Origin of the sequence: Melioribacter sp. (assembly GCF_049325435.1) — a bacterium.
Classification (GTDB): domain Bacteria; phylum Bacteroidota; class Ignavibacteria; order Ignavibacteriales; family Melioribacteraceae; genus Melioribacter; species Melioribacter roseus.
Genome location: NZ_JBMOLD010000013.1, coordinates 97,873 through 116,340 on the forward strand (window position 1 = coordinate 97,873; position 18,468 = coordinate 116,340).

At 42.1% G+C, this 18,468-nt stretch carries 16 protein-coding genes; 12 read left to right on the top strand and 4 right to left on the bottom strand.

The genetic code is table 11. The features are described 5' to 3' along the window. Positions 1–10 precede the first annotated feature (10 nt). The 12 genes from ACOYVE_RS09370 to ACOYVE_RS09425 all read left to right on the top strand — a co-directional run bounded on the left by ACOYVE_RS09370 (position 11) and on the right by ACOYVE_RS09425 (position 14,646). Positions 11–655: a head GIN domain-containing protein gene (locus ACOYVE_RS09370; protein ID WP_014857139.1), complete on the top strand. Its 645-nt coding sequence runs from the start codon at positions 11–13 to the stop codon at positions 653–655. Between the two features lie 359 nt (positions 656–1,014). Then, positions 1,015–1,485 (top strand): NADH-quinone oxidoreductase subunit NuoE, encoded by a 471-nt coding sequence (gene nuoE, locus ACOYVE_RS09375; RefSeq protein ID WP_014857140.1) that lies wholly within the window; start codon positions 1,015–1,017, stop codon positions 1,483–1,485. Continuing rightward, positions 1,482–3,467, top strand: coding sequence for an NADH-quinone oxidoreductase subunit NuoF (locus ACOYVE_RS09380; RefSeq protein ID WP_014857141.1), 1,986 nt, complete (start codon positions 1,482–1,484; stop codon positions 3,465–3,467). Before nuoE (ACOYVE_RS09375) ends, ACOYVE_RS09380 begins: the two co-directional genes overlap by 4 nt. A 12-nt stretch (positions 3,468–3,479) precedes the next feature. Then, the gene (locus ACOYVE_RS09385) at positions 3,480–5,216 is read left to right on the top strand and encodes an NADH-dependent [FeFe] hydrogenase, group A6 (RefSeq protein ID WP_041356083.1); all 1,737 of its coding nucleotides are present in this window, start codon (positions 3,480–3,482) and stop codon (positions 5,214–5,216) included. Positions 5,217–5,220: 4 nt separating this feature from the next. Next, positions 5,221–7,203, top strand: a complete 1,983-nt coding sequence (locus ACOYVE_RS09390) for a [Fe-Fe] hydrogenase large subunit C-terminal domain-containing protein (RefSeq protein ID WP_422881989.1) — start codon at positions 5,221–5,223, stop codon at positions 7,201–7,203. A 16-nt stretch (positions 7,204–7,219) separates the two neighbouring features. Further along, entirely contained in the window at positions 7,220–7,600 is a 381-nt protein-coding gene (locus ACOYVE_RS09395) for a response regulator (RefSeq protein WP_014857144.1), read from the top strand. 15 nt (positions 7,601–7,615) lie between these two features. Next, the gene (locus ACOYVE_RS09400) at positions 7,616–9,094 is read left to right on the top strand and encodes an ATP-binding protein (protein ID WP_422881658.1); all 1,479 of its coding nucleotides are present in this window, start codon (positions 7,616–7,618) and stop codon (positions 9,092–9,094) included. Between the two features lie 16 nt (positions 9,095–9,110). Then, the gene (locus tag ACOYVE_RS09405) at positions 9,111–9,491 is read left to right on the top strand and encodes a response regulator transcription factor (protein ID WP_014857146.1); all 381 of its coding nucleotides are present in this window, start codon (positions 9,111–9,113) and stop codon (positions 9,489–9,491) included. 1 nt (position 9,492) lies between these two features. Further along, entirely contained in the window at positions 9,493–9,966 is a 474-nt protein-coding gene (nuoE, locus tag ACOYVE_RS09410) for an NADH-quinone oxidoreductase subunit NuoE (RefSeq protein WP_422881660.1), read from the top strand. A gap of 8 nt (positions 9,967–9,974) precedes the next feature. Beyond that, positions 9,975–11,174 carry a complex I 51 kDa subunit family protein gene (locus tag ACOYVE_RS09415; RefSeq protein ID WP_422881662.1) on the top strand — a complete coding sequence of 400 codons (1,200 nt, stop codon included), beginning with the start codon at positions 9,975–9,977 and terminating at the stop codon, positions 11,172–11,174. Further along, the gene (locus ACOYVE_RS09420) at positions 11,164–13,080 is read left to right on the top strand and encodes an NADH-dependent [FeFe] hydrogenase, group A6 (RefSeq protein ID WP_422881664.1); all 1,917 of its coding nucleotides are present in this window, start codon (positions 11,164–11,166) and stop codon (positions 13,078–13,080) included. The genes ACOYVE_RS09415 and ACOYVE_RS09420 overlap by 11 nt, the downstream gene beginning before the upstream one ends. Positions 13,081–13,188: 108 nt before the next feature. Then, positions 13,189–14,646: a sensor histidine kinase gene (locus ACOYVE_RS09425; RefSeq protein ID WP_014857149.1), complete on the top strand. Its 1,458-nt coding sequence runs from the start codon at positions 13,189–13,191 to the stop codon at positions 14,644–14,646. Here the strand turns inward: ACOYVE_RS09425 and ispE are convergent. Genes ispE through ACOYVE_RS09445 form a run of 4 tightly spaced genes read right to left on the bottom strand, consistent with a single transcriptional unit; the run spans position 14,591 to position 18,467 of the window. Further along, positions 14,591–15,427: a 4-(cytidine 5'-diphospho)-2-C-methyl-D-erythritol kinase gene (gene ispE / locus ACOYVE_RS09430; protein WP_422881666.1), complete on the bottom strand. Its 837-nt coding sequence runs from the start codon at positions 15,425–15,427 to the stop codon at positions 14,591–14,593. The genes ACOYVE_RS09425 and ispE overlap by 56 nt on opposite strands. Next, positions 15,408–16,292, bottom strand: a complete 885-nt coding sequence (locus ACOYVE_RS09435) for a homocysteine S-methyltransferase family protein (protein ID WP_014857151.1) — start codon at positions 16,290–16,292, stop codon at positions 15,408–15,410. The genes ispE and ACOYVE_RS09435 overlap by 20 nt, the downstream gene beginning before the upstream one ends. Continuing rightward, positions 16,289–17,410, bottom strand: coding sequence for a glycosyltransferase family 9 protein (locus ACOYVE_RS09440; RefSeq protein WP_014857152.1), 1,122 nt, complete (start codon positions 17,408–17,410; stop codon positions 16,289–16,291). Before ACOYVE_RS09440 ends, ACOYVE_RS09435 begins: the two co-directional genes overlap by 4 nt. After that, positions 17,394–18,467, bottom strand: coding sequence for a glycosyltransferase family 9 protein (locus ACOYVE_RS09445; RefSeq protein ID WP_014857153.1), 1,074 nt, complete (start codon positions 18,465–18,467; stop codon positions 17,394–17,396). The genes ACOYVE_RS09440 and ACOYVE_RS09445 overlap by 17 nt, the downstream gene beginning before the upstream one ends. Position 18,468 lies beyond the last annotated feature (1 nt).

The window sequence follows — 18,468 nt, forward strand, 5'->3', positions numbered from 1 at the left end:
CGGAGGTATCATGAAAACTAAAGTTACAGTCTTATTTTTGATTGCAATAATTGTTGCGGGATGCGGAGTATGGGGAGTGAGAGGCAGCGGAAATTTAAGAACCGAAACCAGGGAAATAAGAAACTTCAATAAAATTGAAGTGGGCGGCGCTTACGACATTAAAATAAAATGCGGCGAAAAAGAATCGATCGAAATTACCGCCGAAGAAAATCTTTTGCCGCTTATAGAAACGAAAGTTAAGCACAACAGACTAATAATAGACACCCGCAGAAGTATTTCTCCCCGAAAGGAGATAAAGATTGTAGTAACCGTGCCTGAATTAAATTACATCGAATGCTCCGGAGCGAACAATATGCGCGTTTACAATATCGAAACCGAAGACCTCGACGTCGAATTGAGCGGAGCGGGCAATATTGTAATGGATGGAAATGTTAAGACATTGCATGCCGAAATATCGGGAGCGGGCAATATCGACGCTAAATCTCTTAAAGCCGAGAACGTTTATATATCGGTCAGCGGAGCCGCAAGCGCCAGCGTATATGCGTCAAAATATTTAAATGCTTCTGTTTCCGGCGTCGGTTCCATCGATTATTACGGCGACCCCGAAAAAACAAAGACCAATGTTTCCGGTATCGGCTCCATAAGCAGAAAATAATTCTAATAAATGCATAAATCTGCCGGATCTACCCTTAAGTTAGATAAAAGGATATTCTCTGAATTTTTTAATCAGACTTTACTTATCCGAAATTCTCTCCAATCTGGATCAGGAGGACTAAAACCTTTTCGAAGCCCTCATTACCGCCTCGTAACAACTTCTTAAATAGCATAATACGACCCAATATACTTTATAATATTAGAATTCGTTTTTTTACTTTTCTCACTGTTAGGAAAGATTTAAGTAAAAAACGGATATAAGCCTCATTTTTTACGTAATAAATAAGTCATTGCTGTCCTTATTTTTTGGCATATTATCTGTATATAATTAATAACCTAAATAAATAAGAGAAGAATGATATGGATGGCAATATTTTTCAGCAATATCCTAAAAACGACCGTAGTAATTTAATAGCCATGCTTCAGGATATCCAGGAAGTTCACGGTTATTTACCCGAAAAAGAAATACGTAAAGTTGCCGACCATCTCGGAATGTCGTTGAGCGGCGTCTACGGCGTAGCCACGTTTTACAATCAATTCCGTCTGACTCCGCTGGGAAAGAATATTATCAGAGTATGCCGGGGCACGGCATGCCACGTAAAAAATTCCGCCAATATTTTAATGGCTCTCGAAAACGAATTGGGAATTTGCGCAGGTCAAACTACGCGCGATAAATTATTTACTCTCGAAACTGTCGCATGCATTGGAGCCTGCAGTATTGCGCCCGTAATTAATATAAACGACGATTATTACGGACGCGTTACGGTAAAGGAAATTCCCAAAATACTCAATAAATACAAAAAACAAGAACAAGCAGTGAGCGCAGAATGAAAAGTTTTATAGAAAAATGTTGCGACCAGTGCTGGCATTCTCCCAGTACTCCCTGCGAGCTTTTCGTAGCTTGCTCTGTCGAAGGACCTCTTTGTCATAACGACGATAAATGTAAAGAAAAATACAAAAATCTCAACGAAGCGCTTCGTTACGTGTCGACGGATATCCCTGTGATATTTATCGGCATGGGCACTTGCGGTTTGGCATCCGGCGCGGATAAAGTTAAATCCGCAATCGAAGAAGAGCTGGTCAATCAAAATATTAATGCCCTGATCGTACCGACCGGCTGCGTCGGTTATTGCGCAAGGGAACCTATAGTCGACATTAAATTGCCCGGAGAAGACAGGATTTCTTACTGTGAAATTCAACCTAAAGACGTAAAGGATCTGATAAAAACAACGATAATCGACAAAAAAGTTTATAAGAAAAAATTACTCGGTTCCTACGGCGAAACAAAAGACGGAATTCCGAATATCGACGAAATCCCTTTTTTCAAAAGACAGCATAAAGTAGTTCTAAAAAATTGCGGCGTAATTAATCCGAATTCGATAGACGAATATATTGCCGCGGGAGGATTCAAAGCTTTGGATAAAGCGCTCAGAATCCTCACTCCCGAAAAAGTTATCGAAGAGATAAAAGCAAGCGGTTTGAGAGGAAGGGGCGGCGGAGGTTTTCCGACCGGCATTAAATGGGAACTGGCTCATAAAAAGAAATCGGATACAAAATACATAATTTGCAACGCAGACGAGGGAGACCCCGGCGCTTTTATGGATCGTTCCGTGCTGGAAAGCGACCCCTACCGACTAATCGAAGGCATGATTATAGGAGCGTATGCAATCGGCGCTTCGTACGGATATATCTACTGTCGAGCCGAATATCCGCTTGCAATCGAAAGGCTTGAAGACGCTATTCTCAAATGCAGAGAATACGGTCTGCTCGGGAAAAATATTCTCGACAGCGATTTCGACTTCGACCTCAAAATTAAAAAAGGAGCGGGCGCTTTCGTATGCGGCGAAGAAACCGCTCTGATAGCTTCCATCGAAGGGAAAAGAGGAATGCCGCGGCCCAGACCTCCGTATCCCGCCGACAGCGGTCTGTGGGGCAAACCTACCGTCATCAACAATGTGGAAACTTTTGCAAATGTGCCTTCAGTCATAAATATGGGTTCGGCATGGTTCGCTTCCACCGGAACAAAGACAAGCAAAGGAACAAAAGTATTTGCATTGAGCGGAAAAGTTGTAAACAGCGGTTTGGTAGAAGTTCCGATGGGCATTACTCTGCGCGAAGTGGTTTTCGATATCGGCGGAGGTATTCCCGACGATAAAAAGTTCAAAGCCGTTCAAATTGGCGGACCTTCCGGCGGCTGTTTGCCCGACTCTGTCCTCGACACGGAAGTCGATTACGAATCTTTGAAGGAAGTAGGAGCTATGATGGGTTCTGGCGGATTCGTAGTAATGGACGAAGACACATGTATGGTCGACGTCGCAAAATTCTTCCTTACATTCATTCAAAACGAATCGTGCGGCAAATGCGTCCCGTGCCGGGAAGGCACGAAAAGAATGCTCGAAATTATTGAGAGAATTCCCGTCCGGTACGGATCCAACGGAGACAAGACAGAACAACTTCAACGGTTCAAAGGAATCATACATCTTCAGAGACTAGCCAAGGTAATTCAGGATACATCGCTTTGCGGATTAGGACAAAGCGCTCCGAATCCGGTTTTGTCCGGTCTAAGATATTTCAGAGATGAATACGAAGAACATTTATTCGAAAGAAAATGCGGCGCCAAAGTTTGCAAGGAAATTCTAACATACGAAATCGACCCGGACGTTTGTAACGGTTGCGGCGTTTGTTTGCGTAAATGCTCCGCAGAAGCAATAATCGGCGAAAAGAAACAACCGCATCAGATTATTCAGGTAAAATGTACAAAATGCGGGATGTGTTTCGAATCGTGCCGTTTCGACGCTATTAAAGTTAATTAATTTCTAACGGAGATTAATATGATAGAATTAACAATCAACGATATAAAAGTAAAAGCCGAAGAAGGCATGACAATACTCGAAGCTGCCAAATCCGTCGGCATTCACATCCCGACTTTATGCCACATGAAAGATCTGTTTCCTACAGGCGCCTGCAGAATCTGCGTCGTGGAAGTTGACGGGATGAGAAATCTTACTCCAAGCTGTGCATATCCCGTAACCGAAGGAATGAAAGTTCAAACGAATTCACCCAGAGTAAGAGTCGCACGTAAGACTATTGTGGAATTGCTGATAGAAAATCATCCTCAGGATTGTTTGATTTGCGTCAGAAACAAAAATTGCGAGCTCCAGGATTTATCCGAAAGATATAACGTAAGAGAACACCGCTACGTAGGCGAAAAGAAGAATCACGCAATCGACATATCCAGTCCGTCGATGGAAAGAGACCCCGCAAAGTGTATTTTGTGCGGAAGATGCGTCAGGACATGTAACGAAATTCAAAAAATTGGAGCGATTGATTTTACGAACCGCGGTTTTAAGAGTAATGTTACTACTCCTTTCAACAAAGGACTCAATATTAGCGACTGTATTTTGTGCGGACAATGTATTCTGGTTTGTCCGACAGCAGCCTTACGTGAAAGGAGTCACGCCAAAGAAGTTGTCAATGCGCTTAACGACAAAAAGAAATTCACGGTTGTTCAGGTGGCTCCCGCAGTCAGAGCAACTTTGGGCGAGGAATATAATCTCCCGATCGGAACCAATGTTACCGGCAAAATAATAACCGGATTGAGAAGACTCGGTTTCGATAAAGTATTCGACACGAACTTCGGCGCCGATTTGACTATTCTAGAAGAAGCCACGGAACTTATAAATCGCCTCGGCAACGGCGGAGTAACTCCGATGTTCACAAGTTGCTGCCCCGGATGGATTAAATTTGCCGAACAAAATTATCCGCATTTGCTGGAGCATCTATCCACTTGTAAATCGCCTCATGAAATGGAAGGCGCTATTATCAAATCTTATTACGCTAAAAAGATGGGACTGAATCCGGAAGATATTTTCGTAGTTTCGATAATGCCGTGTACGGTCAAGAAATTCGAAGCGAGCCGGCCTGAACTTTCGGAAGATAAAATGCCCGACGTGGATGCCGTTCTGACCACCAGGGAATTAGTCAGACTCTTCAAAGTAGCGGGCATTGATTTTAACGATTTACCTGACGACGAGTTTGATAATCCTTTGGGAGAATCGACCGGAGCTGCGGCAATCTTCGGTACAAGCGGCGGCGTTATGGAGGCTGCACTGAGAACGGCATATTTCAAACTTTCGGGCAAAGAACTCGAGAACGTGGATTTGACGAACGTGCGCGGCTTCGACGGAGTTAAGGAATTTTCGGTCGATATTAACGGCTCTACCGTCAATGTAGCGGTCGTAAACGGCATCGGCAACGTACGCGGAATTCTCGAGCAAATCGAAAGAGGCGAATCCAAATATCATTTCATCGAAGTGATGGCCTGCCCCGGCGGATGCATAAACGGCGGCGGTCAGCCGATTCATCAAAAACCCGAAAAGGTTCAAAAACGCGCGCGAGCTCTCTATGAAATCGACGCTAAAATGAAAAACAGAAAATCGCATGAAAATGAATCCCTCAAGAAACTCTATAATGAATTTCTGGGGGAACCGAACGGTCATCTGTCGCACGAACTGCTGCATACAACTTACGTTAACAGAAAAAATATATTAGAAGAATTATGATTTGATGGGAATTGTATCGACCATAGGACAACGATGCAAAAGATGTTATTCCTGCATCAGGGAATGTCCCGCCCGCGCAATACGGGTATTAAACGGACAGGCGGTTGTTATTGAAGAAAGATGCATCGTATGCGGGCATTGCGTTAAAGTATGCTCTCAAAACGCCAAACAGGTGCTCGACGACATGGGAATAGTTTTGAATGAATTACTCCCTTCGTACGACACGTATGCAATAGTGGCTCCGTCCTTCCCGGCTTCGTTTGCCGGGGTCGAAAAGCAATTCATTACGGCGCTCAAAAAACTCGGATTCAAACACGTAAGCGAAGCGGCTTTCGGAGCAGACCTGATTAGCGATAAATATAAATCTTATATAGAAAATAATTCCGGCAAAACGATTATCAGTTCGCCGTGTCCGGCAATTTACAACTGGATTACTAAGTATTTTATAGAGATATCCGATAACCTTGCCACGGTTGTTTCTCCGATGATAGCGATGGGAAGATTCCTTAAGAAAAATTACGGCGACGATATTAAAGTTGTCTTTATCGGTCCGTGCATCGCAAAGAAAAGCGAATACCTCGACGCCGAAGTTAACGATGCAATCGACGCCGTTCTTACTTTCAAAGAAATCAAACAAATATTCGAACAAAAAGAGATTGACCTTAATTCACTCGAATTTTCGTCCTTCGATCCTCCTCACGCTTATATGGGAAAAGCTTATCCGCTGACGGGCGGACTTTTGAAGACCACCGATACTCACGGCGATATTCTGGAAAAGGAAATAATTGTCGTAGAAGGGAAAGATAAAGTCGAAGAAATTCTCAGCGAAATCGCCGACAAAAAGATTAAATCGAAGTTTGTCGATATTCTGTTTTGTGAAGGCTGTATAAACGGCCCTGCCGTCGATTCCGAGTTGAATTATTATTCACGCCGTGAAAAAGTAATTTCTTTTATAGAAACCGACATCAATTCCTTCGATAAAAAAGTATGGCAAAGCACGTTGTACAACAATCGGGATATTAACCTTTCGAGAAGTTTTACCGTTAGGAATCAACGGAGACCGACTCCGCCCGAAGAAACAATTCGAGCCATACTGGCCAAGTCGAATAAATTTACGAAATCCGACGAGCTCAATTGCGGAGCCTGCGGATATCCGACGTGCAGGGAATACGCGATTGCAATTGCTAAAGGTCTGGCTGAAGAAGATATGTGCCTGCCGTATTTGATCGACAAATTGGAGCAGGCGAATAAAGAAATAAGAGAAACACAGGAACAACTTGCCAACGCCGAAAAACTTGCCTCTATAGGACAATTAGCCGCGGGCGTCGCTCACGAATTGAACAACCCTCTCGGTTCAATTTTAATTTATGCTTCCATGCTGAAGAAAAAAATCGAAAGAATCGGCGGCGAGAAGCAGAGCATTGAAGACTTAAAACTCATTATCGAGGAGACGGAAAGATGCAAGAATATCGTTTCTAATCTTTTGAATTTTGCGCGTCAAGGACGTCTTTGCCTTGAAGAAATCGAAATCAAGTCGATAATCGAATCCGTTTTCAAGCTGATTAAAATACGTCCCGAGTTTGGCAACATTGACTTGAGAATAGAGGATATGACTAACGGCGTTAAAATTCAGGGAGATAGAGATCAGCTAAAACAGGCTTTTATGAATATTATTATTAACGCCTGCGAGGCAATGGAAAATTCAAAGGAAAAAACGCTTACAGTAGTTATAAACGCCACGGAAAATAAAATTAAAATAATTATTCGAGATACGGGATGCGGAATTAAGCCGGAGTATCTAAATAAAATTTTTACGCCTTTCTTTACAACGAAAAAAATGGGAAAAGGAACGGGGCTTGGTCTGGCTATTACCTACGGAATTATAAAAATGCACCGCGGAGATATTACGGTCAAAAGCAAGCCGAACGAAGGCGCGGAATTCGAAATTATTTTGCCAATCAAACAAAATTATATGATATTGAACTAAAAAGGATGGTGTTAAAATGGACGTTAAAAAAATTCTGTTGGTCGATGACGATATCGATTTACTCGAACAGAACAAAGTATTATTGGAATCCAAAGGATATAAAGTAGTAACGGCCGAAAGCGGAGCCGAAGGCTGGGAAGCCTTTCAAAAAGAAAATCCCGACGCTGCAATTATCGACTTAATAATGGAAGAGATGGATTCGGGTTTTATACTGTGTCACCGGATCAAAAAAAGCAATCCAAACGTGCCGGTTTTTATTGTTACTTCGGCGCCTTATACAACGGGTTTTAAATTCAGCGCCTCGACAAACGAGGAGAAAGAATGGCTTAAATGCGACGGGATTTTGAATAAACCGATTGTAATTGAAGAATTGGCTGCAAAACTAAAAAATATGTGATATATAAATTCTTTAATGGATGAAAAATCCAAAATATTAATAGTCGACGACGAAAACGGACTACGATTAGGAACGGAACGCCTTCTTAAAGAAGAAGGCTATCATGTGGAATCCGCATCGAACGGAGAAGAAGGAATACGACTCGGCAAATCCAAAGAATTCGACATTGCTATAATCGATCTTAAAATGCCCGACGTGGACGGATTGACTGTTCTAAAAGAAATTAAATCCGTCCACCCTAATACGGTATGTTTTATAGCCACTGCGTTTGCCAGTTACGACACAGCTATTGAATCCACACGACTTGGCGCATTCGGTTACATACCAAAGCCGTTCACTCCCGAAGAGCTTATTTATCAAATCGAACAGGGGGTCAATCAACGCAAACTAATTCTGGAATCGGAGAGGCTGAAAAAAGAGCGCGAAGAAAATCTGCTCGAGCTGGCAAACGAAAAATCGCGCCTAAATGCGATAATAAAATCAATAAACGACGGCATTCTTGTAATTAATAAAAATGCGGAACTCGTTTATTATAACTATGCAGCTCTCAAGTTTCTCGACCTTACCGAAATTGAAATCGGCAGTAAAATATTAAATATACTGCCGGAAAAAGTAGTTAAGACAATAAATAAACTATTCAATTCGGGAACATTCCATGTTAAAAGTTATTCCCACCAGATAGAACTCAAGCCAAACAATGAACTTATTGTGGAGTTTTCTACAACGCCAATTCCGAATTCGGACGGCAGTATAGCGGGCGTTGTACTGATTATCAGCAATATTACCGAGTACAAAAAAATCGAATTGTTGAAATCACAATTCGTGTCGATGGTTGCTCACGAGTTGAAAGCGCCTCTTGCCGCTGTTCAGGGATACTTGAACATATTAATTGATAAATCGATACAACTACCGCCTGAAAAACAGGAAGAATATATAAAGCGTTCCATAACTCGTCTCAAAGGGTTAACCGACCTTGTCAACGATCTTCTCGATATTTCCAGAATCGAATTGAACACGAAACAACGCGAAATCGAGCGCATCGATATCCGCGAGATAATCGAAAACTCAATTCAGTTTTTCGAACTCGACATTAAGAAAAAGAACATTTCGATAGAAACGCATTTCGATGAAAATCTTCCCGCAATAGACGCCGATTATAACGAAATCTCGCGGGTTGTGACGAACCTGCTGAGCAATGCAATCAAATACAATCGAACAAACGGCAAAATATTCATAGATCTCTACAAATCCCACAATTATCTTGTATTAAAAATCGGCGATACCGGTATCGGATTGAAACCGGAAGAGAAAACAAAACTCTTCAATGAATTTTACAGAGCCAAAAACGAAATGACGCGCGATATAAGCGGCACCGGTTTGGGATTGAGTATCGTCAAAAAAATTGTCGACTCTTATCACGGTAAAATTGAAGTGGAGTCCGAATTCGGTAAAGGGACTACATTTATTATCAATTTACCAATAAACATAAAATAACACACAGGAGTGACATATGGCTCTAATTGCAATCATCGATGATGATCCGGACATCCTCGACAGCAGCTCTATTGTGCTCAAATCGAAAGGGCATAACATCGTAACCGCCAACAATCCGCGCGACGGTTATAAAATCGTCGCAGAACAAAAACCCGATTTAATTATTCTCGACGTTATGATGGATGAGCCGGACGACGGATTCTATCTGGCTCAAAAATTCCGAAAAGAAGGTATTACTACTCCGATATTAATGTATTCTTCCGTCTCGAAAGCCACAGGTATGGAATACGACAAAAGCGAAATGGTGCCCGTAGACGACTTTGTGGAAAAACCGATTTCACCCGAAGAGTTAATTAACAAAGTCAATAATCTGTTGAAAGCAAAGGAGGTGAAATAATATGCTGGTATTAGAAAAAAACGCAATGACCGAGGAAATCGAACAACTGGTCGAAAAATACGGCCGTTCCAGGTCCTCTTTGCTTCCGATACTTCAGGATATTCAAAGGAAGCATAAATATATTCCCGACTTTGCTCAGCAGGAAGTAGCGCGCTTACTCGATATTCATCCGGTCGAAGTCTACAGTGTGATTACTTTCTATTCTTTTCTCAGCACTACTCCCAAAGGGAAATATATCGTAAGGCTTTGCCGGACAATCGCATGCGACATGCAAGGCAAAGAATCGGTAGCAAAAGCAATCGAAAGAGAACTCGGCATTAAATTCGGTCAAACTACAAAGGACAATAAATTTACTCTCGAATATGCAAATTGCGTCGGTATGTGCGATCAAGGCCCGGCTATGATTGTAAATGAAAGAGTATATACGAAATTGACGCCCGAAAAAGCCGTCCAAATTCTAAACGAATTGAAGTGAGGTGCGCTATGGAGAAAAATGAAAGAAAAGGAATCGTACTCTTTTCCGAATATAAAAGGGGAGAGGCAATTAAAAAAGCTCTCGAAAAATCGCGCGAAGATATTCTATTCGAACTGAGAGAATCGAAATTGAAAGGCAGGGGAGGAGCGGGTTTCCCGACGGCAACTAAATGGAATATGGTCGCCGCAGCCAAGTCGGATAAAAAATATATTATCTGTAATGCGGACGAAGGCGAACCCGGAACTTTCAAAGACAGGGTTCTATTGATAGAATATCCCGAACTCGTTTTCGACGGTATGGTAATAGCGGGTTATACAATCGGCGCCTCGGAGGGCATTGTTTACCTGCGCGGGGAATACGAATATATGCTTAAATCTTTGCTCGATTATCTGGAGGCTATGCGAAAAGACAATTTGCTCGGCAAAAATATTCTTGGCAAAGACGGCTTCGATTTCGATATTACAATTCGTCTGGGTTCGGGAGCTTATGTATGCGGCGAAGAAACCGCATTGATAGAATCGCTCGAAGGCAATCGCGGCGAAGCCAGGAACCGTCCGCCTTATCCGGTTAATACCGGTTACATGGGCAAACCGACGGTCGTAAATAATGTCGAAACTCTTGCGTCGGTTCCACACATAGTCCTCAAAGGTGGCGAATGGTTCAAGAAATACGGAACGGACAAATCGACGGGTTCCAAACTCTTTTCGGTTTCCGGCGACTGCGAGCGCCCCGGAGTTTATGAACTTCAATGGGGCACGACCATAAACGAGCTGCTCGAAATTGTGGGCGCAAGGGATGCAAAAGCCGTTCAGGTAGGAGGAGCTTCGGGCATATGCATACCGAAATCGCAATTCGACCGCAGCCTCGCTTATGAAGACGCCGCTACCGGCGGGTCGATTATGATATTCGGCGAAAACAGAAATATGCTGCGCGTATTGAAAAACTTTATGGAGTTTTTCGTCGAAGAATCGTGCGGTCAGTGCACGCCCTGCCGTATCGGAAATACCAAATTGTTGGAAGGTATCGAAATGATAGAAAAAGGCGAATATACCTTTGGGTATATCAATCAATTAAAAGAATTGGGACAAACGATGAAAGTGGCTTCTAAATGCGGTCTCGGTCAGTCGAGTCCGAACGCATTTATTTCCATATTGGAAAACTTCAAAGAAGAAATCTTTAACGGAAACGGAGGTCGAAATGGAAAATAAAGGAGATTTAAGAGCGCCCGTCAGTCAGGTTCCTCACAACGTGCCGATTCCCGAAGACACTTCAGGTATAGGCGGCACGGTTACAGTTGAAATAAACGAAAAGAAAATTTCCGTTCCGTTAGGCACCACGATTCTCGATGCATGCAAAAAAGTCGGCATATCGATTCCCACGCTTTGCCACCACGAAGATTTATGCATAGCAGGCGTTTGCCGTATATGCGTTGTGGAAGTGGAAGGGATGCGCACATTGCAGGCTTCTTGCTCTTTCCCGATAACTTCGCCCTTAAAAATCAAAACATCTTCGCCAATGGTGCGCAAAGCGCGTCGACATATCATTGACTTACTTTTGAGCGAACACTACGGCGAATGCTATTCGTGTATCCGCAACGGCAATTGCGAATTACAGAATTTAGCCAGGGAATACGGAGTCGATACGTATAATTTCGGACATATAGACAAGCCTCGTTACGATATCGACAATTCATCTTACTCGGTCGTAAGGGATATGAGCAAATGTATACTGTGCAAACGATGCGTGCGTACTTGTATCGATTTGCAGGAAGTTGGAGTCCTGGAAGCTATTGACAGAGGCGATAAAACTCATATCGGAACATTCCTCGAAAAGCCTCTGGCAGACGTAATTTGTATCAATTGCGGACAGTGTATTAACAGATGTCCCACCGCGGCGTTGCGCGCAAACGATCCGTCGGACGCAATCTGGCAAGCCATCGACGACCCGACAAAACACGTCGTCATTCAGACGGCGCCTTCTCCGCGTGCGGCAATCGGCGAGGAATTCGGACTTCCCGCCGGCACGTCTATGACAAGGGAATTAAATACTGCTTTACGACGTATCGGTTTCGATAAAGTATTCGATACCAACTTCACCGCAGACCTGACCATCATTGAAGAAGGCACAGAACTTATTCTCAGGCTTTACAATGCATTGGTAAAAAAAGAAAAAACAGCGCTTCCTCAATTTACGTCCTGTTCTCCCGGCTGGGTAAAATTCATCGAACATTATTATCCGGAATATCTCGATAACCTGAGTTCGGCCAAATCGCCTCAGCAAATGTTCGGGGCTTTGATCAAAACGTTTTACGCGCAGCAGGCGGGGATCGACCCGGCAAACATTGTATCGGTGGCTTTGATGCCATGTTCGGCAAAGAAGTTCGAATGCAATCGGCCGGAAATGAATTCAAGCGGATATAAAGACGTCGACTACGGTCTGACGACTCGTGAAATGGCTCGAATGATTAAAGAAGCCGGAATAAACTTGCCCGAAATGCCAAAGAGCGATTTCGATTCGCCATTCGGCGAAGCTTCGGGCGCAGGTCTGATTTTCGGCGCTACCGGCGGCGTAATGGAAGCGGCTTTAAGATCCGTGGTAGAATTCGTTACGGGAAACAAAACCGAAGATATTTTCGAAAGAGCCAACATTATTCCTCTGCGCGGATTCGAAGGCATTAAGTATATGGAAATTCCGATCGGCGACAAAGTGGGAGAAGTGCCGGCATTAATAAAACATTTAATACCGGATTGGAACTGGCTGAAAGGGGCTACATTAAAAGTTGCGGTGGCTCACGGAACTGCAAATGCGAAGAAAATAATGGAAGATATAAAAGCCGGCGGTAAGTTCTCCGAATGTCATTTTATCGAATTCATGGCTTGCCCCGGAGGCTGCCTCGGCGGCGGCGGTCAACCGATTCCGACAACCCCGGAAATCCGCAAGAAAAGAGCCGAAGCAATTTATGCTGAAGACGAATCACTCGAGATCAGAAAATCGCACGAAAATCCGAATGTAATCAGGATTTACAAAGAATTTCTGACCGAAGGACCGTGCGGACATTTATCGCACAAACTTTTGCATACTCATTACGTTAAACGCGGAAGATATATTGCCTGATTTAAGATGCCCGTCCTTAAAAACGGACGGGCTTTTTATTTCTTTTGATTTAATTATTAATTCAATATTTTACAAAAGACTTTGACGTCACCTTTATATTAAAATAAAATGAAAGCTCTTATACCGGAATGGGCTAGAAATTACGGAGAATTCTGGAGAGCTATACGCATCAGGAATCTGTGGTTTATCAGGCTCCGTTATTTTGCCGTAATATCGCTACTGCTGTTTTTGACGGCGGGGGAATTTCTGCTGAATTTTCAGTTCAGTAATCTTCAGAAAATCTCCATATCTATAATTACGCTTTCAATCTTTTCTTACAATATTATCCTCTATAAGCTCCGTAAATACACTACTTGCGACATATCGAGTTTCAATAGCCTCCATCTTTCTTTGATACAGATGATTCTTGACCTTACCGCTCTTATGATACTTGTTTATTATACCGGAATAATCGAATCGCCTTTATATATCTTTTTCATATTTCATATGATTATCGGAAGTCTTATACTTCCGGCATACGTCGTATATATTATTGCTTGCCTAATTTGTCTCGTTTTGTCGGCTTTAACCTTAATGCAAAATTTCGGCATTGTAGAGACCCATCTTATAAGCGGATTATACGACGCCAGAATTCCTCACACAATGGCTTATGATATTCTGAGTTTAATAACTTTCACTGCAATGATTTTTATTAGCGTCTATCTCGCAAATAATATCGTAAGACAGCTCTATAAACGAGAACAGCAATTGCGCGAGACCTTGCAACGTCTCGACGAAGCCGAAAAAGCAAAGCAAAGATATACTATCGGTATCATTCACGAAGTCAAGACTCCGGTAACGGCAATCAAATCAATTATCGATTTAATTCTGAACAATTATCTCGGCGACATAAATCCTGAAATAAGAGAAAAACTAAAAAGAGCGCAAATAAGAACGGGCGAGACTTTACAACTACTCAACAATATTTTGCGGTTATCCCGCTTAAAACTGCTCGATATCCGCTCAACGGAAGAAATCGACATTTTGGAATTGATTACCGGCTTGACAAATAAGATGGAAGAAACAATCAAAGCCAAATCGATCGATTTCAGAATCAAAGATTTAAGAAAAGAAAAGAAAATAATTAAATCGGACATTACTCTATTAGAGCTGGCGTTCTCCAATTTGATTGCAAATTCTGTCAAGTACGTAAATGAAGGAGGCGTCATTGAAATACTGCTCGATGAAAGCGAAAACAAATTACTGATCGAAATATGCGACAACGGGATCGGTATACCTAAGGAAGACCTGCCGAATATTTTCAAACAATTTTACAGAGCTTCAAATGTCAAAAGGAGCGAACACGAGGGAAGCGGGCTGGGACTCGCATTGGTAAAAGAAATTATTGAACGACTCGGGGGAACAATTTCCGCGGAAAGCCCTTCAAGATTGGCAGGCGAAATGCCCGGTACGTGCTTCAAAGTTTCGCTCGATTATAACTTCCAACCGAAGTCTTACGATATTTTTCAGGTCAGTCCGGACAATTACTTAAATGATAAAAGTAATCTGGAGGAATATCTCGAATAACTTTCATGGCGTCGTTTTGATTTTTAAAAATTCCATATACAGTCGATCCGCTGCCCGACATCTGGGCGAACAAACTGCCGCTCTTATGGAATTTTTCTTTCAGCGCTTTAATTTCCGGATATTTATCGAACACATAATTTTCAAAATCATTTACCAATTCGTTCATCTTTTCGTAATTCGGCTTTCCTCCGTTTATAACATTTCGATAATCGAGCTCAAAATTGTACGGTATGATATTTTCGAAAGCTTCTTTTGTCGAGATATGGATGCCGGGATTAACAATTAATATCGGATTCTCAATCTCGAAGTCAATATGCCGTAAAACTTCGCCTCTCGAATAGCCAATGGCGGGTTTTGCTTTTATAAAAAACGGAACATCCGAACCCAGTTTCAAAGCGAGTTCAAGCAGTTCATTATAACTAAGACCGAGTTGAAACATTTCATTCAGAGAAATTAAAACAGCCGCGGCGTCAGAGCTGCCGCCGCCGAGTCCGGCTCCCATCGGTATTTTTTTCTTTAATACAATCTTGGCTCCGATCTTTTTTCTCGAGTAATCGGCGAGCAATTCAGCGGCTCTTACTATTAAATTATCCTCTGAATTCAGCTCTTCTTTATCTGCATAAAATTCGAACTCATTGCGTCGTTCGATAATAATTTCATCATAGAGATCGTAAACGGGATAAAAGAGCGTATGCAGATTGTGATAACCGTCGCTTCTTTTAGAAAGAATTCTCAAACCGATATTTATTTTTGCTGGAGCTTTAATTTCGATATACTTCATCAATATATTCCTTGATTGCTTTTGTGTGAGCCGGAGTTGATCCGCAGCAGGAGCCCGCGTATAACGGCTTCTTCTCGAGCAGAGGTTTGATTAAATCTATATAATGGTCAGGATTAATTGCGCAGGATATCGACTTGTCCGTAAAATCGCCGCCGCCGCAATTCAAATAAAATCCCCACTCTTTAACCGATAAATCCTGTTTGATCTTATTTAGAAAATATTCAGGTTTGATACAATTAAATCCGACGGCAATCGGATTAAACGCAGCAGCAATTCCAACCGCCTCCCAAAGGCTTTCGCCGCTAAGCAAATTCATTTTCCCGTCAAAGAACAGATTTATTACATACGGCAGTTTTTGACTGTTACAAAAACCGCAAATAATTTCAATTTCGTCGAGATGGCTTTGAGTTTCGTTCCAGATTACATCGACGCCGCTTTCCCATAACAGTTCGATATGTTTTTTGTGATTATATTCCAATTCGTTTTTCGACAATGTACGCTCTTTTTGGTAGCAGTCTTCGGCGGGAGCGTTCGATCCCGCTATTATTATATTTCTTTCTTCACGAGCTTCAATTGCCAGGTTTACGCTTTTCTTAACAAATTCTTCAATGGAAAGCGAATGCCCCGACATCTCCACTGCAGCGGGATTAGTCCTGAATGTATTTGTCGTAATTATATCCGCTCCGGCGTCGATATAATCCCTGTGTATTTTTTGTACGATATCGGGGTTCCTCAAATTTGCTAATGAAGACCATAAATATTTGTCGTTTGCCGCTCCGTACTGCTGCAACAAGCTTCCCACTGCGCCGTCGAGAATTAAAATTTTTCTTTCTTGTCGTAATTCGAATAAATCGATGCGTTTCATTTTTTTCCGTCGAAGTATGCCACTGTTTCTTTTACAATCCTTTCGAGGTCAATCATTTGGATACATTCGAGATTATAGGGACATTCTTTTTTCCAGCAGGGAGCGCAAAACAGTCCTTCCGGATAAAGTTTAACGCCTCTGTCGTAGAGGTCGATTTCCGTCCAGCAGCTCAATCCGAACCATGCAATAACATATTTTTTGAGCGCAATAGCCAGATGCATTCCGAACGAATCCCCGGTGATTATAACCTGAGGAATGCTTTCGTAACAGGCTCCGCGACGTAAGCCTTCCGATGTAGGAGTATTGATAATCTTTCCTTTGAAATACTCTGCGATTGTATTATTTCGTTCCGTATCCTCAGGTCCTCCCAGAAGCATAATCTTAAATCTGTTGAAGGACAAAAATTTCTCGATCAATACGATATGTTGTTCAATTGTCATTTTCTTATTCGGGAAGAGGAGCGAACAGCCTGTATTAAAACCGATCACCTCGTCGTCCGGGTCAATGCCTACTTCCTTTTTATAATTATCGATGAACTTTAGTTCTTCGTCGTTAAAATTAAAGACATATTCGTCGCGCTGATAATCGAGGTCGAAAGTTTCGGCCAGATATTCCTGTCCGGTTCTCTGATTGATTTTGAATTTGAGATTGTCGTCCAGACCGAGCGTATAATTATATTCGGCGCCTTTGTTCAGCGGAATTATTTGACCGTTTTTGTTGACGCCGAACCCGAGTTTTTCTTTAGCATTAAGCTGCATGGCCAGCGCTCCGGAACGCATCGACTTATCGACGTTCATGATCACGTCGAATTCCATTTCTTTGAGTATTAAAATACTTTCGAAGTCAAACGGGAATACGCGATCGATATACGGGTTGTTGTCGAGTATCCTGAATGCGTTTTTCAATGTAATCCAATAAATAGTTGAAACAGGATACTTTCTTTTAATTGCCGGCAATTGAGCGGTTGTCATCAAAACGTCGCCCATAGCGTCGAGATTAATTATCAATATTTTTTTGCCGAATTTCCGTTCTTCCTTGCAACCGTCTTCAAGGCAATTATGATAAGGGAAACACGGTTTGTATCCGGTAAAGTTTTTGCAATCAGGTATTTTTTTCATGGTAAATTCTCTCAAAAAAAGGTTTTAATTTGTTTACGACTGTTTCGTAATCGACCGAACTTAAATCAGGATTTTCCGTAATAACGACTTCGTATTCGGATTTATACGGATACCAAATAATATCATCCGTTTTGTACTTAACATAAAGACCGAAAAGGGGAATCTCAAACGCCGAAGCAATATGCACAATCGACGTATCGGGGGTTATCAAAAAATCGAGCGAACCGACCATAGCCGCGAATACGTCGAATTTGTCGTCCTGAAAAATAAGGATTTTGCCTTTAGATATTTCTTCGGCTTTCTTCATATCTTTTTTATCGGTAAGAAGAATAACCTTCGTGTCGAAAGTATTACTCAAAAAATCGATTAGTTTTCCGTACCGTTCAACGCCCCAGAACCTTGCGTCGCTGCCGGCTGAAATGTTAATTCCCGTGAGGAATTTTTTTTTGAGCCCGTGCTTACTAATGAAATTCTCGACAAGAGCAACTGAATTCGCATCCGGTTTATAGACAATATTAACTTCGTCTTTGCCATAATCAATTCCGAGCGAGTCGGCAAAAGCGAGATTACGATCGACGATATGATGTATTTTGGAATCGGGTCTCGGTACGCGCGCGTTAAACAGTTTATTATTTTTTTTATCGAAACCCATTTTGCATTTTGCCGATGAAAAAGCGATTAGCATGCTTACCGTAAACGATACGTCGTCGTGCAGGTCAATCAAAAGGTCGGGATTAATATCCGAAATAGCGCGGATAATTTTTGCAAGATTGTTTTGTTTTTTATCGTAGACTATCAAATTATCCGTCAGTCCGTTTTGACGGAAAATGAAATGATTCGATTTCGAGCAGACAACCGTAATATTACAATCACAATGTTTCTTTAGGAGACGGATAAAAGGCGTGGAAGTAAGCGCGTCGCCGATTCTGTTCAATCTGATTATTACGACATTCGAGTTGCCGTTCAAATTCGGCGCGGTTCTTGTTTTTTCTTTACGCTTAAGAAGCAAAAAAAGATTAAGAAGAAATTTTCTCAGCAAAATTTCAATCTTCTTCAAG